A 22,870-nucleotide genomic window follows, 5' to 3' on the forward strand; every position below is an offset into this window, starting at 1 on the left:
TGGCTGATGTGTACTTATTAGGCTCTGGACGCGTCGGGAAAGACAATCACATCAGTATAGTTTTCAGGCTCAATCAGGGCGCGGTGTAAAGCAATAATCGCTGCATCGTAATCACTTTCTTGCACCACGATCTGCATTTCCACCTGGCGGATGGTTTGCTGCAGCGCCTGTACGCTGATACCCGCATCAGCCAATGCGGTTGCGGTCTTAGCCAGAATGCCTTTGACTTTCATATTTGAGCCAATGGCTGAAACAATCGCCACATTATGTACCGTGACTTCGGCACTGGAGTAATGCTCTTCAATCAAGCGTGAGGCACGATTAATGATTTTGCGAGAACCTGCACAGTAATAGGTAATGCTGTTGGCATCGCGCGACTTATTCACCACATACAGCTTGAGCTGCTTAATGATGTTGGTGATTTCACTGTCGTAATTCATATCACCGAGCATTTCTTGGTCAAATACTTCAATGCCGAATACATCTTTACGGCCGGCAATAATTTCTACCCGTGGCGTGACGCTGGCATAGCCTTTCTTGATCAGAGTTCCGGTATGTTCAGGCTCAAAAGCATTTTTAATACGCAACTCGACACCGGCGCGGCGTAGGGTTTTGCCTGCGCGCGGGTGAATTGCCTCCATGCCTAAGTTAGACAGCTGATCGGCAACGTCGTAGTTGGTCATACCAATGGTCACCACCTTGTCTTCACCTACTAAGTTTGGATCAGCAGTACTGAGGTGAAACTCTTTGTGAATAATGGCTTCTTTAGCACCGGTGGCTGCCGCGATCTGGGCAAAGGTGATTTCGGTATAGCCACGGTCAAAGGTGTTCATTAAGCCTTCGGTGCAGTGGGTATAACCGGGTGCAATCACCAGTTCTTTGCTGAAATCGATCCCTTTAAAATGGTGCTCAATCATTTCCACAAAAGGTAACGGTGTCGCTGCTTGCCAGCCAGTTAAATCAGCAAAACGGGCATTGATGCCCTTAAGTTTTAAGGCCAGTACAGTATTGAATGCGCTGTGTGCTTCACCCAAAGAGGCCAGCATTTCGCGCACTTTCATCAGGTGTTCGCTGAGTTGAAAATGGCCGAAGTGGCAGAGCTGATGCAAGCTGTGCATCACCTCGAAACAGTCATCAATGCGGCTCTTAATAAATTGATTGGCTTGTTCTAAAGCATGGGTGCTGTCAGCAAAAATTTCTTGGTTTTTTGCCAGCATCGCCGCACGTACTTTTTCTAAAGGCTCTTGCCATGCCTCTTCACCACTGGCCTCAGCAAAGCGCTGATAGACACCGGCCTCACCGGTTTTTTTGTGCTCGAGCAGTTGATTGGTCATGCCGCTGTAGGCTGACACCACAAAAATACGCTGATACAGGCCGTGCTTAGGGTGTTCTGTTAAGAAGATATTGTCTAAAAGGTCCTTGAAGCAGCTCATTGAAGTGCCGCCAATTTTCTCTACGGTATGCATGTGTGCGTCCGTTCTAAATAAGTTAATCGATGACGATGAGTCAGGCGCAGAATACGTAGCTCATTGTGTTGAGTGTCGCCACCAGGCGTGTAGGTGGCACGGACACTCGAAGTGTAATAAAGCAGCGCTGAAATAACTATAGCACCGCTTGGGTTTTTCACGCTGAACAGCTCTGTGCGGGATTAAAGCGGGTAAACGCCGTTCTCATCGTGCACTTCTTTGCCATTGAGTGGCGGGTTAAAAACGCAGGCCATTTTCATATCTTCGCTGCCACCGCGTAATAAATGCTCATCGTTTTTATCTAAGATGTACAGAGTGCCGGCTGTGATCGGGTAAATCTTACCGTCTGCTAAGGTTTCAATCTCACCGTTACCGCTCATGCAATAGACTGATTCTAAGTGGTTTTTATACCAGATATGCGTTTCTGTATTGGCATAAATAGTGGTGATATGAAAGGAAAAGCCCATGTTGTCGTCTTTTAACAACATGCGTGTGCTTTCCCAGTTTTCTGAAACAACACGACGGTCGCTGTTTTCGGCTTCAGCAAGGGTACGAACAATCATTATAAAAATTCCTCTCGCCGCTGCACGCTGATGAGCAGGTGCAGCGGTCGGTTAATACGGTTACTTAAACAGCTTATAGCGTGACATTTAAGATGCTTTAATTGCTGACTGGCTCGGTAATACAGCAGCAAATGCGCCATCTAAAATATCCATGGCTTTGTTGATTTGCTCATGGCTGATGGTCAGTGGGCACAAGCACTTGACGACTTGACTGTGGTTGCCACTGGTTTCAATGACTAAGCCATTTTCAAAGGCCTGCTGACAGATCTCTGCAGCCACTTCGCCATTGGCGCAGCTGATACCAATCATCATGCCGCGGCCTTTAACGAATAGATTGTGCTCGCTGTGACGACGGGTAATTTTGTGCATGCGCTTGGCAATGATTTCACCTTTCTCGCGCACGCTTTTGGCAAAGCTGTCATCCTGCCAGAACTCTTCTAGCGCCGCTGCTGCAGTGACAAAGGCATGGTTGTTACCGCGGAACGTACCGTTGTGCTCACCTGGCGTCCACTCATCGAGCTTTTCACGCAGCAAGACCACCGCAAACGGCAGACCAAAACCACTGATCGATTTAGATAGAGTAATCATGTCAGGCTTAATACCCATTTCTTCAAAGCTGAAGAAGGTACCTGTGCGGCCACAACCGGCTTGAATGTCATCAACAATCAGCAGCATGTCGTGCTTGCGGCAGAGCTTTTCCAGCTTGCGTACCCAATCAGCAGAAGCAGCATTAAGACCGCCTTCACCTTGCACTACTTCAACAATCACAGCAGCAGGTTTGTCGATACCACTGCTTGGGTCAGCCAGCATTTTATCGATCATGGCAATGGTGTTGACCTTGTCGCCAAAGTAGTTGGCATAAGGCATGCGGCTGACATCAGATAAAGTCACACCCGCTGCGCCACGGTGATGTTGGTTACCGGTTACCGCTAGGGCACCGATTGAACAGCCATGGAAACCATTGGTGAAGCTGATGACGTTGTTGCGACCGGTGACTTTGCGCGCCAGTTTTAAGGCCGCTTCAACCGCGTTAGTACCGGTTGGGCCAGTAAACTGGATCAAGTAATCTTGCATTTTACGTGGCGTTAAAATCAGGCGATTAAAGGTTTCTAAAAACCGCTCTTTTGCTTCTGAATACATATCCAAACCATGGGTAAGGCCATCGTTTTCTATATATTCAATTAAAGCTTTTTTCAGTACCGGATGGTTATGACCGTAGTTGAGGGTACCGGCACCGGCTAAAAAGTCGATGTAGCGTTTACCTTCAGTGGTGATCAGCTCAGCACCCTGTGCTTGCTTGAACATCACTGGGAATGAGCGGCAATAGCTTCTTACGCCAGATTCGTTATTTTCGAAATTCTGTTCGAAGAGTTTCATGTTTAATCCTGTATTAATTATTGGTTGGAATCGAGGGGCAATGGCCCTGCTCGGTACAGCACTTCGTCCTCATGCAGACCAGCAAAATGCTGCTGGCGTGAGAACAGCGTTGAGGTGCTGTGAGAGATTCCTAATTGATTAAAGGCTTTTAAAAATAAAGCCTGAGAGGCGGTGTTGCTCGGTGAAATGGTGGTTTCTATAAACCGAACACCTTGTGCGGTGACCCTTTCAACAAGGGCTAAGAGCATGCGCAGCGCTAAACCTTGACCTCGCATACTGCTGTCTACAGCCACTTGCCACACGAAAAGGGTATCGGGGCGAGCTGGGGGGCGGTAGCCGGAAATGAAACCCACCAGGTTTCCATCGGCGTTTTGTGCCGCAATGGCAGTATCCGCAAAGTCAGTGCACTGAAGTAAGTTGCAGTACACCGAGTTGGTGTCTAGGGGCTGGCAGCGAGCGACCAGTTGATGCAAAGCGTGTCCATCGTCGCCAGTTGGCTGACGGAATGTGACAGTAGCAGAACTCAAAATAAATCCTTGTGGTTATTGGTTGAGCTTCTTAAGAATAGGCGCTTGAAAAATAATAACAACCGTGGATTTGTGCACAAAAGGCTATATGGACTGCTTAAATGGCTACTTTTTGAGCAGCATAAATTCTCGTTTCAAAGCGCTATAGCTTGACGAAACGCAAATGCGCGCAGGGCTAAAAAAGGTGCTGAAAAATATTTTAAATTATTTTTACTTTTTTCGATAAAAGGTGTTTTTTTGGCTGAAAAATCGTAAAAATATACATTTAGCATGCTAACTAATGATCAAAATGCAAAGAAAACGGTATTTTTTTACCACTTTTCAAATTTTCATAATGTTGCGATTACCAGCCAGGCACGCCCTGACGAATAATTTTTGAGTAGGCAGGGCTGTGTTCGGCGCTTTTTGAGCGCTCGGTGATGCGTCCAGCACTGCGTAACTGCGACAAGCTGAAGCCATCGGTGAGGCCATCCAGTTCTTCAATGTAGCTGGGCAAATAGCCGGTCAGGAGTAGGCGTGAATCCAACGGTAAACCACCGCTGATATGTTGCATCATGGCGAACACTAGGGTGGTGCAGTTGGCGGTGACGGTGTTGTAAAAGCGTGGTTGTTCGAGCAGTTGATTGGCTTGTTCGATATAGGACAAAAACAGCTGGCGACGAATCGCTTCGGGCATATCGATACGGTACAAAAACGTATCTTCGCCGCGCACATTTGGGCGCACGGCAACCGCATCGCGCTCATCGGTAGCCAGAATGCTCAGTTCGTATTGTTTGAAAAATCCAGCAATTTCAGAAAATTCTTGACCTTTCTTTTTACGTATCTCCACGGAAAAGGTGACGAACTGGTGGTCATCAAAGCCGAACGAGACGAGAACGTGAGCAATCGCATCCATGCCCCAGTGCGAGGTCAGCATGTCCACGGATCGCAGCTTGCTTAAATCATACGTGCGGGTTTCCCAGCGCGGTGTGTACTCGGTCTCTGAGTGCCAATCAAAATTACGCACGTTAAACAGGGTCACCTGGTCGCCCTCGACATGGCCTGAGGTCATCTGTGCAACATCATCTTGCCATTGATGATTGTTGCTAGGGGTTAAGCTATTCCACCAGAGCAGCAACGTTGTATGCAGGATGAGATAGATTAATACGCCGTGCAGCCGAGGTGCGCGCCATAGGCGTATAAGTGCAAATACTGACAGCCCCACCCAGAGCAGTAACCCGCCAATCAGCCAAGGCGTGCTCAGCGCTAGTTGGTAATACAGCGCAAAGCCGCCCCAGGCCGCAGCAATCAGCAACAGCAACGAGAGCAGCAGATTAAGGCTAACCGATAGGATCGAGCGCGTATTAATCGACATAAGAGAGCCCGTTGGTGTCATGTAAATGCTCGTGCAGTATACGTCTCACCTCGACAATCGCGGCCGGCGTTTCTTGCACACTGTGCCATGAGCGAATGACTTTTTCTGATTGTGCACCGGCTAAGTGTGAACTGCTATAAGGCACCACGCCGTCACTTGAGAGTAGCAAGCTCAGTTCTGGCGTGTTGTTGCCGATAATTGAATGGTAAGGCACCTGTTTGACGATCGGAATGTCTGCCGCCACACGCACAAAGGGGTCTTGATTGCTGAGGTTGGAAATACTGTTGAGTGGCCGCGTCACTGGCGCGGCGCTGGCTGAGCTTGGATCAACTAATAGTTGCGCAATTTCAGTCACACGACTGAGCACCGAGACCGGCAGCTTAACCACTCCGGCGGCCCAGCGTGAGAAACGGTTTTCGGCAAAGGGTGTGCCACGATGGGGTGCAGCAATAAACACCGCGCGACTGACTTGTGGCATGGGTTTAAACCACGCGTAATTGCGTAGTTTTTTGCGTGCTTGCTCCTTGCGTTCACCTTCCAGCGCGTAATTTTTTACAATAGGCTCCCAGAAGCGATCACCCGAATCAGAAACCAATAGGCGCGCTAAGACACCGCCCATACTGTGGCCGATCAGTACCACATCTTGTGAAGCGCGGTTTGTGCCTTCAGGATCAAAGGCTTTGAGTGTTTGTTGAATCGCCTTGCGAATTGCATACTGATTGAGCGCCAAAGGTGCATTGGTGGGGTAATAGACTTGCCACACTTGGAAATTTTTACGCAAGGTTTCATCGCCCAAAACTTCGTTGGCGACATTAATCCAAGCTTCTGGGCTGCTGGCTAAACCGTGCAACATAATGATCACCCGACGTTTGGGGTCATAGGGCTGCATCAAGTACACCCGTGGTTTTTCTAAGACTTCACCGCGGCCAACCAAGGTCAGCAATGATTGTTTTGCAAAACCTGAGCGTGCCAGCCACAAGCCATAGCCCGAGGTGAAATTGGCCGCCAGCGGCACTTGCGTGCCGGCTAAACGCACGCTGTTGCGCTTATAGGGATCAAAGCCCAGCAACTCAACATCTTGGGTGTTGAGTACCTCGTCTAAGCTATCGCCAGAAAAACGTAACACGGCAGTAATCGCCGGGAAGGGTGTTTCACTGAAGACGTCTTCTCGACTGCTTTTATTGACCACGCGCTTGGCGGTGACAGCCACCAACTCAGCGCCGATACCGTCGCGGCGGTACTGGTTGCGCAGGCCCTTAAAAGTCAGGGATGAGGCAGGAATCAGCTGGTCAGGTATTTGCTGGCGCTCAGCTAAGCGCACTTCATTGAGCTGGCCGCTGATGCGCCATTGTTTTGAGGTCACAGAGAATAGACCTTGCTCATCAATGCTATCGAGCAAATGCTGATGGTGGTGATTAAAGGTGCGGGTGACGGTTTGTTGTACAGAGAAATTGTAGTAATCGCGTACTTGTGTCTGTCGATCCTCCAGCGCGCGCTGGTTCGGTGAGCGTGGGGTTAAAAACAAATAGGCGTAGGCGTGCCGCGCGCTTTCGAGATAAGCATTGAGTACGTCTTCAGAGAGAATGCCCTCATTGATTTTTTGATCCATTGCCAGCGCTTCTTGCAGCCAAAGCTCGGCCAAGGCAGACATGCGCTGTTCATCATCGATACCGATATTTTTAGCGACTTGGTCGCGGCATTGCTGTGGCGCTGCGCGGCATTGTTTTTCGTTGATGCCAACCACTTGTAAGGCAACGCCGACCGCTGAGCTTGTTTCACCGGTGGTTAAAATATCACCACGGCGTTGCGACATATAATCATTGGTGCTGACCGATACAGTTTTAACACCGGCACAACCACTCAATAAGAAAAAACTGAGCAGCGCAATAAAGATGGCACGATAAGAATAAGAGTTGAACACGTAGTTGCCTATGAAATGGTCACGCGGAAAATAAGTCGTGTGCAGGCTGTTAAGCAATGCCAGAGGATGGCTATTTTGAAGGTTATCCAGCAGTAAGGCTATGCTGTCGTGGCATATTTTTCGCAATAGGCTCAAGTCATAATCCGCACCCTAATTGATGGCCTGTCGGATCGGGCAGTAGGTCGATCATAATAGCCTGTAGGTTGTCGCTGCTATTGCCGAGTTAAACAGTGCAATAACGCCCTGCCGCCACTTTTAATATCTGGCGGCAGGGCGTGCAGGGTTTAACTGATGGCACCAAAATTGATGTATTTGATTTCCATATATTCATCGAGCCCGTATTTAGAGCCTTCACGACCGAGGCCTGAGGCTTTAACACCACCAAAAGGTGCCACTTCATTGGAAATCAGCCCAGTATTGACGCCAACCATGCCGTACTCCAAGGCTTCAGAAACGCGGAAGCAGCAGCCAATGTCACGGCTGTAGAAATATGCAGCCAAACCAAACTCGGTGTCATTGGCCAGCGCAATAGCCTCCTGTTCATCGCTAAAACGCATTAATGCTGCGACCGGACCAAAGGTTTCTTCGCGTGCCAGTATGGCGTTGTGTGGCACATCGGTAAGCACAGCAGGTTGCAAGAAGGTGCCTTCAGTGACTTTACCACCACATTGCAGAGAAGCGCCGAGCTGCACTGCATCAGCAATATGTGCTTGCGCTTTATCCACTGCGTCTTGATCAATCAGCGGACCAATGTTGACACCTTCTGTGCGGCCATCGCCTATCGATAGCTGCTGCACCGCTGCGGTTAAACGCTCGGCGAATTCTGCATAGACTGAATCATGCACATAAAAGCGGTTGGCGCAGACGCAGGTTTGCCCAGCATTGCGAAACTTTGCCGCGATTGCGCCACTGACAGCGGCTTCAAGGTCGGCATCAGCAAAAACAATAAAAGGCGCATTACCACCGAGTTCCAGCGAGACTTTTTTAATATCTTGCGCGCATTGGCGCAGTAAGGTGCGACCGACTTCGGTTGAGCCAGTAAACGACAGTTTGCGCACTAACGGGTTGCTGGTCAGTTCGGCACCAATCGCGCTGGCGCTGCCGGTGACCACAGAGAGCACGCCATCTGGGATGCCCGCCTGTTGCGCTAAAACCATCAGCGCCAACGCGGTAAAGGGTGTAGCAGAGGCGGGTTTAATCACCATAGTGCAACCAGCAGCCAGTGCTGCGCCTGCTTTTCGGGTGATCATCGCCGCTGGAAAGTTCCACGGGGTAATTGCTGCACAGACACCGATAGGTTGCTTGATGACCAGCAAGCGTGAGCTGCTGGCAGGGCTGGGCAAGGTATCACCGTAGGCGCGTTTACCTTCTTCGGCGAACCATTCTAAAAATGATGCTGCATAAGCAATTTCGCCACGGGCCTCGGGCAAAGGCTTACCTTGTTCGAGGGTCATTAATAGTGCCAGATCCTCTTGGTTTTCCAGCATCAACTCAAACCAGCGGTGCAAAATTTTTGCGCGTTGCGCAGCGGTTTTTTCACGCCAGGCCGGTAGCGCTGCATGTGCCGCGTTAATTGCTCGCTGAGTTTCTGCTGCGCCCATCTTAGGTACTGAACCGAGCAGTTCTGCATTGGCGGGGTTGTGTACGGCCAAGGTTTGCTCGCTATCAGCCGCGCACCATTGACCGGCAATAAAAGCCTGTTGGCGAAAGAGAGTGGGGTCGCTTAAATGCATGATGGCCTCCGTAAAACGGGATAAGAGATCAGCAGCCTGCTGCTGTGCAAGCGGTTGCTGCTTTGTGTGTTTATTAAGCGGTTGTAGAGGGGTAAATACAAGCGCTGCTTAGGTCGCTGTCTTTCATCGAGTGTACACAGAGTGATGCGGGGTACAACAGGCTTGCGCGCCTAGACTCGACAAGAAGCTTGTCGCGACTTAACGTAGAACTAAATCAAGGCATGCGACTCAGTATTGTGTAAAAATCACCTGAAAATAATGAGTTGCTGCGTTATTTCTACGCAAGGATCGTCCACAATAATGACAGTACACAACAGACGCTGGCTTATTTTGAGTAAAACCTTATTTGGCTTAACGCTCTGTGTGCTGATGATTTTTGCCTGTCTGATTGGTTATGTTTGGTACTGCGCACAAGAGCGAGCGGTGACGCCAGCCCCTGCCACTATTGTGTTAGGCGCAGCTGCTTGGGGTAATAAACCTTCGCCGGTATTTAAAGAACGCATTCGACATGCCGTGCATCTCTATCAAAGCAAAACTACACAAAAACTTATTTTCACCGGCGGCGCATTACGTGCAGATTTCCCCAGCGAAGGTGAGGTGGGTGCACGCTGGGCGATTAAGTTTGGTGTTGCACCTGAAGATACAGCCTATGAAACAACATCACGCGATACCTGGCACAACTTAAAAAATGCGCACGTCATCCTGCAACAGGAGCAGATTGATTCGGTCATTTTAGTCAGTGATTATTTTCATCTGGCGCGCGCAGGGATTATGGCGCGAGACTTAAATCTGCAAGTGCAGCTATCACCCACGCCGACCTCCAAATTTAAGAACTTCTCAGCGGCTGAGAAATTCAAGCTGTATGCCAAAGAAAGCTATTTCATTATTGGCCATCTGCTGCAGAAGTTATTTGACTCGGGTTTTTATGATGCTGAGTTAACCCCTGCACAAGCGGTAATGCCCGCCCAACCTAAATAGATGCAGCAGCAGAAGTGCCGCTGGGTAGAGTGACGTCTTTCGGCGTGCAGTCAAAGTGCGTACCTGCAAAATTGAACTATAATCCACAAGTAATGGAATGATCGTCCAACCCTACGCAGCATGCCGGCAGTGGTAGATGTGAAATCAAGGAAAACCTATGCCCACAGCAAATCAAAATGTACAGATTTTTACGTCCAGTGATGGGAAGGCTCACCTAGAGGTAGCGCTGGATCAGGATACTGTTTGGCTGAGTCAGGCGCAGATGGGTCAGCTTTTTGATACCACGCCTGAAAACGTACTGGTGCACTTAAAAAATATTTTTAAAGATGCTGAGTTGCAGGATGAAGCAACTACTAAGGATTTCTTAGTAGTTCGTCAAGAAGGGCTGCGGCAGGTGCGTCGTAGTATTAAACATTACAATTTAGATGCCATTATTTCTGTGGGTTATCAGTGACTATGCTCGCTCGTGGAGCCTGTTGCAGGGCTATGATGAGCAAGAGTTGGCTGAGGTTGGCATTATACAGTCGGATATGCGCGCACTTGAGTTGGGTGATGCGTTGATAGCTATTGGTGAGCTGAAACGCACGCTGATTGCTAAAGGTGAGGCCACAGAATTATTCGGCCAATTTGCGTGGTGAAGGTTTGGCTTCTGCACTAGCTACGATTGAGCAGGGTTGGGGTGATGAGCTGTTTTATCCTAACGTAGCGAGCCGAGCTGCACATTTATTGTATTTTGTGATCAAGAACCACCCGCTTGCTGACGGAAATAAACGCAGTGGTTCATTTCTGTTTTTGTGGTATCTGCGTCGTAATCAATCATTACTTGCACGGCCTGTTGAGCAATTGATCAACGACAACACCTTGGTTGCACTTGCTCTGTTGGTGGCAGAAAGTTTACCGGATCAGAAAACCTTAATGATTTGATTGGTTGAGCATTTTATTTTATTAAAAGACACACAGTAAGATCAGGCTTAAGGGGTTTATTGATAAAAACTGCACCCCGAAGGCTTTGCGCCCTTAAATCACATAGGGAGTACAACTTCTCAATAATGACCTGCGACACTGCGCCTTTGCTTGTTCTCTTCAAGCACTTACGCGCAAACATCAACAGAACCTAGCGTTTGCTTGCTGCTATAGTCTTAATAAGGCACTCAATAAATCCAAACTCGATATTGGTATTAGTGTGGTTGCTTTTGTCGCTCATAAATAGGCGACCTATCGGGTGTGTAGGTCGGCACTTTGGGGCTGACGTTAGTATTTGTGTGGTTTGTTTTGTCGCTTATAAATGAGTGACCTTCCAGTGTTGCATGGTTGCTGTGTCGCCCATAAATAGGCGACCTACAGCAGTGTTTCGTTAAAATTTAAACTTCTTTACCAAGGCTTTTAGTGCTTGCGCTCTGTCAACCAAGGTTGTGTTTACACTTTGGATTTGCTCCATTGAGCTGCTGCTTTGTGTGGCTAAGCTGCTGATACGCACCATGCTCTGGCTGATTTCTGCTGCTACACTGCTTTGCTCTTGTGCCGCTTGGGCAATTTGCAAGCCATGGGTATTTGCTGATGCAACACTTGAGCTGATGCTCTCTAAAGCTTCACCAGCTGCCTCAGCTTGGGCTACACAGGCTGAAGCCTGTTCAGTCCCCTGTGCAATGGCTTGTGAGACATCAACAGCTGCTGTTTGGACCTCAGCAATAATGCGGTGGATTTCCCCTGTTGCGTCCTGTGTGCGACTGGCTAACTGACGCACTTCGTCGGCTACAACGGCAAAACCGCGGCCATGTTCACCAGCTCTAGCCGCTTCAATGGCAGCATTTAATGCTAAAAGGTTGGTTTGTTTTGCAATATCAGAAATAGTATCAATCACATTACCAATATTTTGGCTTCCAGTATCTAAACGCTCTATCACTGTCAACATGCTATTCATTTGTTGAGATAAGTCGTTAATAGCAGTAATTGTGTGGGTTACTTCTTCTTGACCAAATAACGTCTGCTCTTGTGCTTGTTCAGTTGATTTTAACGTAGAGCTGGCATGTTCTGCCGTTTCCGCAGATGAAGCAGCCATTTGATTACTTGCTGATGCAACTTGGTCTGTTTCTATTTGCTGAGATGTCGATAATTGGAGGCTTTGTTGGCTATTGCTGAGCACCTGCTCTGCTGCTGTCGCAAGGTTATTTGCTGTGTCGGTTACTTCTTGAATAACGTGGGCTAGAGTCTGTGAGTGCTGGTTAAAGGCGTTAAAAAGACTGCCCAGCTCATCTTTATTATCAGTTGTTAAGCGTAGGGTTAAATCATTTTCCATGCTCGCAAGACGGTTCACGCTCGATGCAATAGGACGCACTACATTGTGCTGTATTTGCCATGCAACCGTTGTGCCCATGCCCAGAATGAGCAGCACCAGCATGCCCATAAAGAGCCAAGCGGCCTTGGTTGAGTTGGTTACCTGAGCATTTATAATATTGGCTGGCTCGCCTAGCAAATGCATGCCAACTAATTGGCCTTCCGTGTTTAGCACTGGAACGTGAGTTACAAACCAGTCGGTCAATAGCAATGATGTTGCTTGTTCAAGGCCAGATAAATCAAAGCTCGGCGGTTGCAAAATCTTTTGCGCGTTGATTAAACCAGTTGTCATTGGCCAGTAAGTGATTGCCGATAGATTGATTTTTAGCTGCTTCTGGTGATTGGTTAACAATGCTTTTATTTAACAGCATTATGTAAACTTGATTATCGCTTTCAAATTCACGGCTTACACTGCCCACACCCTGTAACACTTCTATGCTGCCTAGGTATTCTCCATTATGAAAAATAGGCGCTAAACCTCTGATAGCAAAACCGGCACGACCAATATCATCAGAGTTAGTAAAGGGGCGTTTTTCTTCCATCATTTTTATGATGGAGGCTCGAAACAATAAGTTATCGCCATAATGCTCAGGTTTCCAGCTACGCAACCAAGAGTGACCATCTGCGGTATGTATTTGTACTCTTAAACCACGGTAGTTCGTGTTTTCTGCAAAGTAGTTTATTATTCCGTTAAGTGTATGCGCTGCTTGTTCACGATTATCTGTATAGATAAATTCTTGAATTGACTGATTATTAGCAAGCATCACTGCCAATCCCAGTCCGAATTCTTTTTTAGTTGCAATGCGTTCATTTAAAATGGTTTGTAGGTTTTCACCGCGCCGATCAATCGCTTCATTGGCTAGGTTGCTTCTGTGATTTAAAGTAAAAAGCAGGCCAGCAATGAGAAAAACACCACCTGACAAAACAATAGTAGCCAAGAGTCTTTGCCGCAGGGTTAACGATAGGAACACTTGAATCTCCTTGTGGTTATCGAGCAGAGCCAAACTTGAAGTTCTTTCCGATTTAAGTAAAAGGATCAATGGTACACAAATATATTAGATACTTCATCTTTCGGTAGATCATAAGATGTACTGTGTCACACCGCTGTCCCATACACTCAATGAAAATATAAGCTGTCAGCGAAAAGACATTTCAGTGAGTTTGCCTGATACTCGCACTTTTCATGCCAAGGGTAGCCTTTGTCGGCCTATCAAGATCGATACTATGGGCCATGTTGCGCTGTATGGCCTTGTAGGTCGGCACTTCAGGGATGTATATGGCTGATTTTGTAGCCCATAAATGGGCGACCTGCACAGGTCCTTAGGAGGACGGGCGTCTGAGCTAAAATCATAACTTACAGCGCTACTTATATTTGTGTATAATGCGCGCCACGCACCCGTAGCTCAGCTGGATAGAGTGCACCCCTCCGAAGGCAAAAGTTGGGCACACAGGGCAGTAATCAAAAAGCAACTAAGTTTCATATACGCACCAGTAGCTCAGCTGGATAGAGTACTGCCCTCCGAAGGCGGCACTCAAGGCGAAAATCCAGATTTAGGGCGAGGGTCAAAAAGCTTCAAATCTGTTACACTTTTTCAAATGCACTCGTAGCTCAGCTGGATAGAGTATTGCCCTCCGAAGGCAAGGGTCGTGGGTTCGAATCCCGCCGAGTGCGCCATTTCCCTTTAAAATCAGCATGTTACAGCTGCTGGTTTTAGTCAAGAAAACCCCAAGAGTGCCGCCCCTAAAAAGCAGAGGTCATTTTTTATTGGTCTCTAGGGCGGATGTCATGACCTCCGCCTGTCTGGTCGCAAAAATCACTCTTTTTTAATTGAGACCGAGTTGAGACCAAACAGAGACCAGCTTATTTTTGCCCGAAAAAATGCAACACGGAAAATGACTGCTGCCCAATTATTCGTAGCTACTGTTAAATTTCTAGCTTTATTCAGCGCAAATTTTTCAATATCTATAGCTACTAGTCAACAAAGCACGGTAACTGTCAAGGTATCTGTCGCCTTTGAGTTTTTCTATGCTGCGTTTTTTATAGTCTCAGCAAGCTCCTTGTGTTCCGGGTTTAAAGTCACCTCCGTAACCCTCTTCCAGTTGCGTGTCTGGCCACTCCAGCGTTCTGGGTTGGCCGTTCGGGCGGCCTGAGTGAGAGCATGACGCCGTGACAAAACAGCCACTTCCTCACCTGTATGGCGCTGAACCGGAGTTACAAACCGGATGGCGCTATGGCGGTGCTCATGGTTGTACCACTGCCGACAACGAGTTGCGAGTGTTATAAACCGAGCTGATTGATCAACCCAATTAGGGGAGTCTGATCAAGGGCAGTGGTGGTCTGCGCAAAGTGCGGATGGCCGCCGCAGACAAGGGGAAAAGCGGCAGTATTCGCGTCATTTATTACAGGCAGCATGCACAGCGAATTTATTTGCTGTTGGCCTATCCCAAGTCACATCGGGACACCTTATCGGCCAGTGAACTGGAAGCTCTAAAAGCGCTGACTCGTCAGCTAAAGGAGAAAAGCCATGACTATTTTTGCTGATCTTGAGGCCTCATTGAAGGAAGCCGTTGCCATCGAGCAGAGCACGCAGCAGGCGAGCCGATGCACGCGTTATGATATGGCGGATGTCAAAGCCATTCGCCAGCAACTGAATGTTTCTCAGGTGGATTTCGCTGCAGCACTGGGCACCAGTGTGGATACGATTAAGAGCTGGGAGTCGCGGCGGCGTAATCCAACCGGGCTGGCGGCCAAGGTGCTGGCTGCCATACAGGAAGATCGCGGGTTGTTTTATCAGCTTGCCCGGCAGTGACAGGATCAACCGTGGCTACATATGACCAGCTGCACCACTCTTGCCCTCGGCTAGACTTAAAAAGCACCCAGACAGCCTGGCGGTTTGCACCGCCAGGAAGAGGTTGGCGGTCAGTCGTCACTGCCCTAGAGCACATTCCACGTTGCTCGTACTCCAGACCGGCTCGGTCAGTTCAGTTTTTGCCATACGTTTAAGGTGGTCAAACACTACCTGCTGCATACGCTCGGCTGTTATTTCGTTCGGGCAGTCAAGCTCGATGTGCAGCTGTTCGGACTTGGCTGTTAGTAGGCAGCGGCTGTCACCAAAATTGATACGGCCTAGCCCGTCTTCTGTTTCCACAGTAAATTTGTGTGACCAGTGGGCACATAGACGCTTAATCAGGCGGTGGGCTTCGTTGGTGTTGAGGGCGGCGGAGGTAGTCAGCATATTGGTTCCCAAATAGTGCATGCGTTAATGATAATGGTTATCTTTTACAATACAGGCCGCCCAAATGCAAGGCTGCTATGTGCGGGCTATTAGATAGGCTGCATACCCAGCGTCAGTACTGCGGTTATTGACGGTATTCAGCAGCTGGTTTCCGACCCCCGGTTTTGTACTATGTCACCTGTGATGCCCCATGCTGTTCGTATCTTGCTAGTTGAAGATGATTTGCTCCTTGCAGATCACTTGCAGACGTACTTGCTCGACGCTGGCTATCAAGTAGCGGTCTGCAATGACGGTCATGCCGCTCAGTGTTTGGCCACACAGGATACGTTCGATTTAATTCTTATGAACATCATGCTGCCCGGCTGTGATGGTCTAGAAATCCTGCAATATCTGCGCACTCGGTGTGGAGTGCCTGTTTTGCTGATGTCTGCATTGGGTGGCGAACAAAACCGTATCACCGGATTTTCGTATGGCGCGGATGATTACTTGCCCAAGCCTTTTAGCGTTAATGAGCTTGGGGGGCGGATTGAGGGTAAGCGTCCGGCAAACCCATCTTGAGCCTCGCGGCGTAGCCGTCAAGATAGTGTCCACTTATTTCTTAGCGGACACTATCTATGAGCAACGTAAGAGCAACTCGGCCTTATCGTAAGCGTCGCCAATATACCCCTGAATTCAAAGCCCAGTTGGTGGCTGAAAGCCAAAATCCTGAAGCATCTGTTGCAGGAATTGCTTTGGATAATGATCTCAACGCCAACTTACTACGGCGCTGGATTACTGAGTCAAAGCAAGCAGGTCAACAGCCATCGCCAGCATTTGTGCCGATTAATTTGCCAGCGGCAGTTGCTCCAGCAGTGAAAAACAGCAACTGCATACGCATTGAAATTCCACAGTCTAGTGGACCAATTGTGGTCGAGTGGCCTACGGAGCAGGCTCATCAGTGCGCACTATTTTTGCGCACGTTGCTGCAATGATCCGCATTGATGAAATCTGGCTAGCAACAGAACCACTGGATATGCGAGCTGGGCCAGACACCGCATTAGCGCGTGTTGTTCAGGTATTTGGTTCGGCACGGCCGCATTGCGCTTATCTATTTGCCAACAAGCGTGGTAACCGAATGAAAGTGTTGATTCATGATGGTTTGGGTGTCTGGCTCTGTGCTCGTAGGCTAAACCGAGGTAAGTTTCATTGGGGTGAAACGTGGCGTGGCAAGCAACTGCAGTTGGACGATGAGCAGCTGGCTGCTTTGGTGCAAGGGCTGCCTTGGCAGCGTCTGGGTGCAGCTGGGGTTATCTCGGTTTTGTAACCACAAACCGGTATCTCAGACCATCATCAACATGGCGAATCGCCACAACGTTTGTGTTTTGGCATACTGCTGGCATGTCAAAACCTCTCGATCTTACCCAGCTCTCTGCCGATCAACTCCGAAGCTTAACCACGGAGTTGATGGCGTCGCTGGCCGCTAAGGAACAATTACTGAATCAAAAAGATCGAGTGATCGTACATCGTGATGCAGTCATCGAAAAACTGAGCCATGAACTGGCGACTCTGAAACGTCATAAGTACGCTCAGCGCAGTGAGCAGATGAATGATCTTCAAGCCAGTCTGTTGGATGAACTCGTTGAGGGTGACCTTGCCGCTATTGAAATAGAACTGGCGGAGCTCACTGCTGTAGACGCTCCAGAGCAAGCTAAAAAACAACCCAAACGCGTACCTCTGCCTGCAGAGTTACCACGCACACTGATTCATCATGAACCTGAAAACACCCAATGCAGCTGCGGTTGCCAGCTAAAGCGCGTTGGCGAAGACGTCAGTGAAAAGCTGGATTACGTACCAGGTGAATTCACCGTGGAGCGCCATATTCGCGGTAAATGGGCTTGTGCACAGTGTGAAACGTTAATCCAAGCACCGGTACCTGCTCAAGTCATCGACAAGGGCATTCCCACCGCAGGTTTACTGGCTCAAGTGCTGGTGGCCAAGTACTCCGATCACTTGCTGCTGTATCGTCAAGAACGTATTTTTGCTCGTGCTGGCTTCGCTATTCCACGCTCGACTCTGGCCGAGTGGGTTGGCGCGTGTGGTTTACATCTGCAGCCTTTGGTTGATGCGCTGAGAAGCACATTGTTAGAACACAACGTTTTGCATGCTGATGAAACACCGGTCAGCATGCTAGCCCCAAGTAAGAAGTAAGCGCCCTTAAATCAGCACCCCAGTAAACGGGCGCTTAGCTTAACCCAGTTCCACGTTCCAAGGCAGCAGAGCTTCGAGCTTTTCTAATGTGTCAGCCTCGCCAATGTGGTCAAGGATATGCTTGATGTAGCCTTGTGGATCGATGCTATTTGCTTTGGCGGTTTCTATCAGTGAGTAACAAGCAGCGCTGGCTTCTGCGCCTTTACGAGTGTCGGCAAATAACCAGTTCTTACGGCCAATGGCGAAGGGTCGGATGGCATTTTCTGCCAAGGCGTTGCTGATCTTAAGATCGCCGCGCTCACAATAGCCCACCAGGTATTGCCACTGGTTTAAGGTGTAGTCGATGGCTTTTCTCAGAGCGCCGCCTTTCATGATTTTTGCAGCGTTCTTCTCAAGCCACAACTTAAATTCATTCAGCACTGGCACGCTGATTTCTTGTCGCGCCTTTAAACGCTCGTCGTCGGTTTTATCGGCAATACTGCTCTCTACACGATAGAGTTTGCGGATATAGCCCAGCGCTACATCGGTTTTATTCACTGTGCCTTTCTTGGCTTTAGCTTTAGAATCAGCGCTTTTATCGGCCTCAACAAATTTACGTCGTGCGTGATCCCAGCAGCCAATGCGCGTAATCGAATTGGCTTTGCAGACCGTGCTATAACCAGAATAGCCATCGGCTTGCAGCACGCCTTCAAAATCATCCAGCAAGCGCACAGCCACACTGCCTGCACGTGAAGGATCGTATTCAAAAAGAACACTCTGTTTTTCGGGCGGTCCGCCACGGATAACCCACATCCATTTATCCGATTGTGCTGTTTTACCGTCTTCTTTCAGCACCTGCAGACGGGTTTCATCCGCTTGCAAGTAATTACCGCTGTTTTGCACCTCGCGCATTAAGTGCAACAGAGGCTTGGCTTCGTCAGCAAAGCGTATGCACCATTGCGCCATGTTATTGCGATAAATCGGCTGGCCCAAGCCTTTAAATTTACTCTCTTGGCGATATAACGGCATACCGTATTGGTATTTGTCGGCAATCACATGGGCAATCAGCGAAGTGGTCACCGAGCACTTACCAAAGGGGTGCACTGGTCGCTGCGCAGCTACGATCTGTTCTTCTGATGCGTTGTTTTCAGAGGGAAACACGGCTTTTTCTTGCCAGTGCTCCAGCACTTTGAGTTGCGCTGGAATGTAGTGCAGCTCTTCTTTTACTTTAGTGAAGAAGGTTTTACTAGCGCCGGCTTTTTCTAGTTCAGTGAGCTTATGTTCAATGCGCTCACGCACAAGGCTTGCAGAAAAACCACGCTTGCGTGTCTGGCGCTCTTTGCGTTGCTGGGCAATGCCTTCGCCCTCATCTGGCAATTCAGGCAGGGACTCAAACAGCTCATCGAGTTGGGCTTCGAGCTCGATTTCATCAAAGAGGTTGAGCTGAAATTTAGATTTTTCACTGCTGGCACTGAATTTCTGTGTTTTCAGCAGACGGTTCATTTCTTCCAGCAGTTCAATACGGCGATGGGCATCTTGCAAAGCAGTGTTCTGCTCATCAATAACAGCTTGAAACTGTGCCACAACCAAACGCAATTCAGCGGCACTAAGGCCGCTTAAATCTGGGGTTTTAATGGTCGGTTTGGGCTGTTTTTTCATGCCGAAATTATAGCAAAACCCGCCACCAAAAGCACCCTTAAAAGCAGCCAAAACCCAGTGAAATCAGGCTAGCCAAGGCTGTTGTAGTGCAGTTTTTTATGGCCTTTAAAGAGGCTGATATCGTAACCATCCAGCAGCCAATTTATTTGCTCGCCCGTTAAGGCTAACAGCTCATCGGCAGGCCTAGGCCACTTGAATTTTTCCTCGGCCAGCGCCTTGTAGTACATGACAAAACCATTGTCTTCCCACATCACGCATTTGATTTTGTTGCGCTGGCGATTGGTAAAGGCATATAACGCACCGCTGAACGGGTTATGACCAAGCTCTTGCTCAACCAGCAAAGCCAAGCCATTGGCTTGCTTCCTAAAATCCACCGGCGCACGGTACAGATAAATTTCCGGCATCTGCTTGGCTGGCCGTAAATAACGCACCTTCATTACAACTGCCTCAGCATCGCCAGCACTACATCGAGATTACCTGCATTCACTCCAGAAAAACTTATGCCGCTGGGCAGATGAACACCCAACCCATCAGCACTGCTAGTCGAGGTCGCTAGCTGCGTAACCTGAGCAAAACCAGCAGACTTTGCAACCGCGTCTACCGGCTGAAACTTTCTACGCCAATAATTAAATTGTGCATAATTCAAATCATGCTGTTTGCAAAACGCAGCACCGGATAAATCCGATGCTTGCCAGGCATCAATATGTTGCTGCCAAAACTGCTGACGTTCTTGTGATGTCATCGCTAATACCTCTTTGAAAAAGACAGGTATTAGTGTGAAGCTGTATAGGTTGGCTTAAAAGATGCTGATTTAAGGGCGCTTACACTTAATCCATTAGAGTAGCCTTATCTGCTGGCTCATCAAACCTACTGTCACGAAAAGTGCGACGGTAATTGGAGGGCGAAGTGCCCAGCTGAGTGGAAAAGTGCTGACGCAATGACAGCGCGGTGCCGAAACCAACGTCTGCGCTGATGCGTTCAATCGATAAATCGGTGGTTTCTAGCAAGTGTTGTGCTCTGGCGACCCGTTCAGCGTTTAACCATTGACTCACCGTCGTACCCGTCATATCCCGAAAGCGTCGGGTAAAGGTACGGCGACTCATGTTCGCCTCGTCCGCCAAGGTATCGACCGATAAGGGTTGCGATAGCTTATCACGCGCCCATTCCAGTAAGTCTGGCAGGCGGTTATCGCTGGACAGTTGTTGTACGGGGCGTTCAATGTATTGGGCTTGGCCGCCTTGCCGGTGTGGTGGGGTAACCAGCATGCGGGCAAGGTGATTTGCTGTTTCAAAGCCGTGGCGTTGCCGGATCAAGTGCAGGCAGCAATCAATGGCAGCAACGGTTCCAGCCGAGGTGATAATGTTGTCATCAGCCACATACAACACATCTGGACGAAACACAGCCTGTGGAAAACGCTGCGCAAACATGTCACGTACTGCCCAGTGGGTGGTCGCTTCTCTTCCATCGAGCAGCCCAGCATCACCCAACACAAAAGCCCCCAGACACAAACCCACAATCAGTGAGCCCTGAGCATGGGCGAGTTGTAACGCTGAAATCAACTCGGCGGGTGCAGGCAACTCAGCATTTTTCCATGCAGGAATTATGATGATATCGGCCTGTTCCATGGCCTCCAACCCATCGCGCACCTCAATCACCACGCCCTGATCACTGCTAACAGAGCCAGGGGTTAGCGTGCAGTAGGTCAGATTGTAACGCGGGGATCCGGGTGGGTTTTCACTCGTACCGAACACCAGCCCCGGTACAGAAAAATGAAACAAGCTTATGCCCTCAAAAGCAAGCACGGCAATCTCTACATCACTCATAAATACCTCTGCAATTAGTTATTGGCCCGATTATATTGATTATTGTCATATAGGCCACTTTTGCACATACGATGTACGTTTTAGACTGAGCACTATTATTAACCAATAACGTATTTGGAGTTGTACACATGTCCATTAAGATTCTCGCGAGCTCCCTTGCTTTGGCAATCAGCCTTGCCTCCGGCGTTGCATTTGCCCAGACAACTGCGATCGATGTTTCACAAGCGGCCCAAGAAGCTGTGCAACTGCAACAGATTCGCAATGCCACAGTAAAAATCACCTACGCAGATACAACTTTCCTGATCGACCCGATGCTGTCAAAGAAAGGCACTTACCCCGGCTTTAAAGGAAGCTACCGTAGCGAGTTACGAAATCCCTTGGTAGATCTGCCAATGTCGGAACAAGAAGTACTCGCTGGAGTCGATGCGGTCATCGTCACTCATACGCATCTGGACCACTGGGATGATGCTGCGCAGGAGTTCCTGCCCAAGGACATTCCGTTGTATACACAGCATCAGGCCGATGCCACTCTTATTCGTTCGCAGGGCTTCACCAATGTCCGAGTACTATCTGACAAGGCTGAGTTCGGCGGGGTGACCCTGAGCAAAACTGGCGGCCAGCACGGTACAGATAACATGTACGCATTGTCTGAAGTGGCAACTCTCCTAGGTGATGCCATGGGTGTGGTTTTTCAGGCCCCCGGTCACAAAACACTCTATCTTGCAGGGGATACCATCTGGCGTGATGAAGTTGATCAGGCGCTGGCTGAATACGAGCCTCAAGTAATCGTGCTAAATGCGGGTTATGCGATGCTGAACGGCTTTGACGCATCCATCATCATGGGTAAAGAAGATGTACTGCGCGCCGTTCAAGCTGCTCCGAACGCCACTATAGTTGCTACCCACATGGATGCCATCAACCATATGGCCCTGAGCCGTGAAGAGCTGAAGAAATATGTAGAAGAAAACAACATTCAAGATAAGGTTGAGATTCCCGAAGATGGCGCCTTGATAGACTTTTGATCAAACCAGTGACTTCTAAATAATAATATCTGACTAACCCCTTATGGTAAAAATTTGACAACCATAAGGGGTTAAATATGAGCTGTAAATACCCCATTTATAACACAGTCATCTCGTAGAGAATTTATGCCGAATTTCGGTACTCTAACGGCGTCATGTCATTCAGTGAGTCGTGTGGTCGTTCAGTGTTATATAACTCAATCCAGTCTTCGGTTATTTGCTTTACCTCATTCAGGTTGTTGAAAATATATAAATCCAGTACATCATCACGATACGTTCGGTTAAATCGCTCAATGTATGCGTTCTGGTAAGGGCAACCAGGTTTGATGTAATCAATCATAATGCCATGCACTTTTGCCCAGCTGGTGAAGACTTCTGAGGTAAATTCACTGCCGTTATCAACGCGAATTTTCTCAGGGTAACCGTGCCATTCAGCCAGTTGGTCCAGATAACGTATTACACGTAACGATGGCATACTGGTCGCGATATCAATGCCGAGTATTTCGCGGTTAAAATATAGACTTGCTTGTAGATAACGAGCAAGTATTTAACCGGACAGAGACTTCTTTACACCACTTGATTAAATAATTTTTGGTTTCTTGATCTGCTCTTGATTTAAAGCTAAATATAGCTGCTGTGAAAAAACAAACCTTTTTAAAACAAAGCGTTACGTTTTTATATTTCTTGATCCACTCTTGATCCACCATTGTT

Annotated in this window: 25 protein-coding genes, 1 tRNA gene and 2 pseudogenes; 12 read left to right on the top strand and 16 right to left on the bottom strand. The window is 48.5% G+C overall.

Going from position 1 to position 22,870, the window contains the following annotated elements; genetic code table 11:
* Nucleotides 1-17: 17 nt before the first annotated feature.
* The 7 genes from FXF61_RS13850 to gabD form a co-directional block, all read right to left on the bottom strand.
* Entirely contained in the window at nt 18-1,466 is a 1,449-nt protein-coding gene (locus FXF61_RS13850; RefSeq protein WP_151185808.1) for an aspartate kinase, read from the bottom strand.
* 182 nt (nt 1,467-1,648) lie between these two features.
* Complete coding sequence (locus FXF61_RS13855; RefSeq protein ID WP_151185809.1) at nt 1,649-2,029, bottom strand: ectoine synthase; 381 nt, start codon at nt 2,027-2,029, stop codon at nt 1,649-1,651.
* 87 nt (nt 2,030-2,116) lie between these two features.
* Nucleotides 2,117-3,406, bottom strand: a complete 1,290-nt coding sequence (gene ectB, locus FXF61_RS13860; RefSeq protein ID WP_151185810.1) for a diaminobutyrate--2-oxoglutarate transaminase — start codon at nt 3,404-3,406, stop codon at nt 2,117-2,119.
* 17 nt (nt 3,407-3,423) lie between these two features.
* Nucleotides 3,424-3,933: a diaminobutyrate acetyltransferase gene (gene ectA, locus FXF61_RS13865; RefSeq protein ID WP_151185811.1), complete on the bottom strand. Its 510-nt coding sequence runs from the start codon at nt 3,931-3,933 to the stop codon at nt 3,424-3,426.
* Between the two features lie 343 nt (nt 3,934-4,276).
* Complete coding sequence (locus FXF61_RS13870) at nt 4,277-5,287, bottom strand: DUF4105 domain-containing protein (RefSeq protein WP_151185812.1); 1,011 nt, start codon at nt 5,285-5,287, stop codon at nt 4,277-4,279.
* On the bottom strand, nt 5,277-7,208 hold the full coding sequence (locus tag FXF61_RS13875; RefSeq protein ID WP_256663440.1) for a triacylglycerol lipase: 1,932 nt from the start codon (nt 7,206-7,208) through the stop codon (nt 5,277-5,279). The genes FXF61_RS13870 and FXF61_RS13875 overlap by 11 nt, the downstream gene beginning before the upstream one ends.
* Before the next feature lie 284 nt (nt 7,209-7,492).
* Complete coding sequence (gabD, locus tag FXF61_RS13880; RefSeq protein ID WP_151185813.1) at nt 7,493-8,941, bottom strand: NADP-dependent succinate-semialdehyde dehydrogenase; 1,449 nt, start codon at nt 8,939-8,941, stop codon at nt 7,493-7,495.
* Between the two features lie 300 nt (nt 8,942-9,241).
* On the opposite strand from gabD, the gene FXF61_RS13885 reads away from it, so the two are divergent.
* The 4 genes from FXF61_RS13885 (at nt 9,242) to FXF61_RS15020 (ending at nt 10,843) form a co-directional block, all read left to right on the top strand.
* A complete protein-coding gene (locus FXF61_RS13885; protein WP_218571813.1) occupies nt 9,242-9,919 on the top strand; it encodes a YdcF family protein in 678 nt (225 codons plus the stop codon).
* A 157-nt stretch (nt 9,920-10,076) separates the two neighbouring features.
* A complete protein-coding gene (locus FXF61_RS15010) occupies nt 10,077-10,373 on the top strand; it encodes a virulence RhuM family protein (protein ID WP_218571814.1) in 297 nt (98 codons plus the stop codon).
* Between the two features lie 22 nt (nt 10,374-10,395).
* Nucleotides 10,396-10,557, top strand: coding sequence for a hypothetical protein (locus FXF61_RS15015; RefSeq protein ID WP_218571815.1), 162 nt, complete (start codon nt 10,396-10,398; stop codon nt 10,555-10,557).
* Nucleotides 10,558-10,561: 4 nt separating this feature from the next.
* On the top strand, nt 10,562-10,843 hold the full coding sequence (locus tag FXF61_RS15020; protein ID WP_218571816.1) for a type II toxin-antitoxin system death-on-curing family toxin: 282 nt from the start codon (nt 10,562-10,564) through the stop codon (nt 10,841-10,843).
* A gap of 430 nt (nt 10,844-11,273) precedes the next feature.
* Here the strand turns inward: FXF61_RS15020 and FXF61_RS13895 are convergent, their stop codons facing one another.
* On the bottom strand, nt 11,274-12,545 hold the full coding sequence (locus FXF61_RS13895; protein ID WP_151185814.1) for a methyl-accepting chemotaxis protein: 1,272 nt from the start codon (nt 12,543-12,545) through the stop codon (nt 11,274-11,276).
* Nucleotides 12,493-13,224, bottom strand: coding sequence for a cache domain-containing protein (locus FXF61_RS13900; RefSeq protein ID WP_178087318.1), 732 nt, complete (start codon nt 13,222-13,224; stop codon nt 12,493-12,495). The genes FXF61_RS13895 and FXF61_RS13900 overlap by 53 nt, the downstream gene beginning before the upstream one ends.
* Nucleotides 13,225-13,851: 627 nt before the next feature.
* Here FXF61_RS13900 and FXF61_RS13905 point away from each other — a divergent pair.
* A tRNA-Arg gene (locus FXF61_RS13905) sits at nt 13,852-13,928 on the top strand.
* Between the two features lie 349 nt (nt 13,929-14,277).
* Here the strand turns inward: FXF61_RS13905 and FXF61_RS15165 are convergent.
* Nucleotides 14,278-14,508, bottom strand: a pseudogene (locus FXF61_RS15165) (IS3 family transposase); the annotation flags it as partial.
* 83 nt (nt 14,509-14,591) lie between these two features.
* On the opposite strand from FXF61_RS15165, the gene FXF61_RS15170 reads away from it, so the two are divergent.
* Nucleotides 14,592-14,795, top strand: coding sequence for a type II toxin-antitoxin system RelE/ParE family toxin (locus FXF61_RS15170; RefSeq protein WP_256663549.1), 204 nt, complete (start codon nt 14,592-14,594; stop codon nt 14,793-14,795).
* A complete protein-coding gene (gene nadS, locus FXF61_RS13915; RefSeq protein ID WP_151185817.1) occupies nt 14,779-15,063 on the top strand; it encodes a NadS family protein in 285 nt (94 codons plus the stop codon). Before FXF61_RS15170 ends, nadS begins: the two co-directional genes overlap by 17 nt.
* Before the next feature lie 117 nt (nt 15,064-15,180).
* Here the strand turns inward: nadS and FXF61_RS13920 are convergent, their stop codons facing one another.
* Entirely contained in the window at nt 15,181-15,489 is a 309-nt protein-coding gene (locus FXF61_RS13920; protein WP_178087319.1) for a DUF2218 domain-containing protein, read from the bottom strand.
* Nucleotides 15,490-15,660: 171 nt separating this feature from the next.
* Here FXF61_RS13920 and FXF61_RS13925 point away from each other — a divergent pair, with 171 nt between their 5' ends.
* The 4 genes and pseudogenes from FXF61_RS13925 to FXF61_RS13940 all read left to right on the top strand — a co-directional run.
* The gene (locus FXF61_RS13925; protein WP_151185819.1) at nt 15,661-16,047 is read left to right on the top strand and encodes a response regulator transcription factor; all 387 of its coding nucleotides are present in this window, start codon (nt 15,661-15,663) and stop codon (nt 16,045-16,047) included.
* Nucleotides 16,048-16,103: 56 nt separating this feature from the next.
* A complete protein-coding gene (locus FXF61_RS13930) occupies nt 16,104-16,460 on the top strand; it encodes a transposase (RefSeq protein WP_151185820.1) in 357 nt (118 codons plus the stop codon).
* Nucleotides 16,427-16,792, top strand: coding sequence for an IS66 family insertion sequence element accessory protein TnpB (tnpB, locus tag FXF61_RS13935; RefSeq protein WP_151185821.1), 366 nt, complete (start codon nt 16,427-16,429; stop codon nt 16,790-16,792). The genes FXF61_RS13930 and tnpB (FXF61_RS13935) overlap by 34 nt, the downstream gene beginning before the upstream one ends.
* A gap of 74 nt (nt 16,793-16,866) precedes the next feature.
* Nucleotides 16,867-17,673: pseudogene (locus FXF61_RS13940) on the top strand (IS66 family transposase); the annotation flags it as partial.
* 42 nt (nt 17,674-17,715) lie between these two features.
* On the opposite strand, the gene FXF61_RS13945 reads toward FXF61_RS13940, so the two are convergent.
* The 4 genes from FXF61_RS13945 to FXF61_RS13960 all read right to left on the bottom strand — a co-directional run bounded on the left by FXF61_RS13945 (nt 17,716) and on the right by FXF61_RS13960 (nt 21,137).
* Nucleotides 17,716-19,314: an IS66 family transposase gene (locus FXF61_RS13945; RefSeq protein WP_151183544.1), complete on the bottom strand. Its 1,599-nt coding sequence runs from the start codon at nt 19,312-19,314 to the stop codon at nt 17,716-17,718.
* A gap of 68 nt (nt 19,315-19,382) precedes the next feature.
* Entirely contained in the window at nt 19,383-19,751 is a 369-nt protein-coding gene (gene tnpB, locus FXF61_RS13950) for an IS66 family insertion sequence element accessory protein TnpB (RefSeq protein WP_151183545.1), read from the bottom strand.
* The gene (locus FXF61_RS13955; RefSeq protein ID WP_151183546.1) at nt 19,751-20,056 is read right to left on the bottom strand and encodes an IS66 family insertion sequence element accessory protein TnpB; all 306 of its coding nucleotides are present in this window, start codon (nt 20,054-20,056) and stop codon (nt 19,751-19,753) included. Before FXF61_RS13955 ends, tnpB (FXF61_RS13950) begins: the two co-directional genes overlap by 1 nt.
* 85 nt (nt 20,057-20,141) lie before the next feature.
* Nucleotides 20,142-21,137, bottom strand: a complete 996-nt coding sequence (locus tag FXF61_RS13960; RefSeq protein WP_151185822.1) for a GlxA family transcriptional regulator — start codon at nt 21,135-21,137, stop codon at nt 20,142-20,144.
* Nucleotides 21,138-21,265: 128 nt separating this feature from the next.
* On the opposite strand from FXF61_RS13960, the gene FXF61_RS13965 reads away from it, so the two are divergent.
* Nucleotides 21,266-22,159: an MBL fold metallo-hydrolase gene (locus tag FXF61_RS13965; RefSeq protein ID WP_151185823.1), complete on the top strand. Its 894-nt coding sequence runs from the start codon at nt 21,266-21,268 to the stop codon at nt 22,157-22,159.
* Nucleotides 22,160-22,283: 124 nt separating this feature from the next.
* On the opposite strand, the gene FXF61_RS13970 is transcribed toward FXF61_RS13965, so the two are convergent.
* On the bottom strand, nt 22,284-22,706 hold the full coding sequence (locus FXF61_RS13970; RefSeq protein WP_371921516.1) for an integrase core domain-containing protein: 423 nt from the start codon (nt 22,704-22,706) through the stop codon (nt 22,284-22,286).
* Between the last annotated feature and the right edge of the window lie 164 nt (nt 22,707-22,870).

The sequence above is a fragment of the Pseudomonas sp. C27(2019) genome, assembly GCF_008807395.1.
In the GTDB taxonomy this organism is placed as follows: domain Bacteria; phylum Pseudomonadota; class Gammaproteobacteria; order Pseudomonadales; family Pseudomonadaceae; genus Denitrificimonas.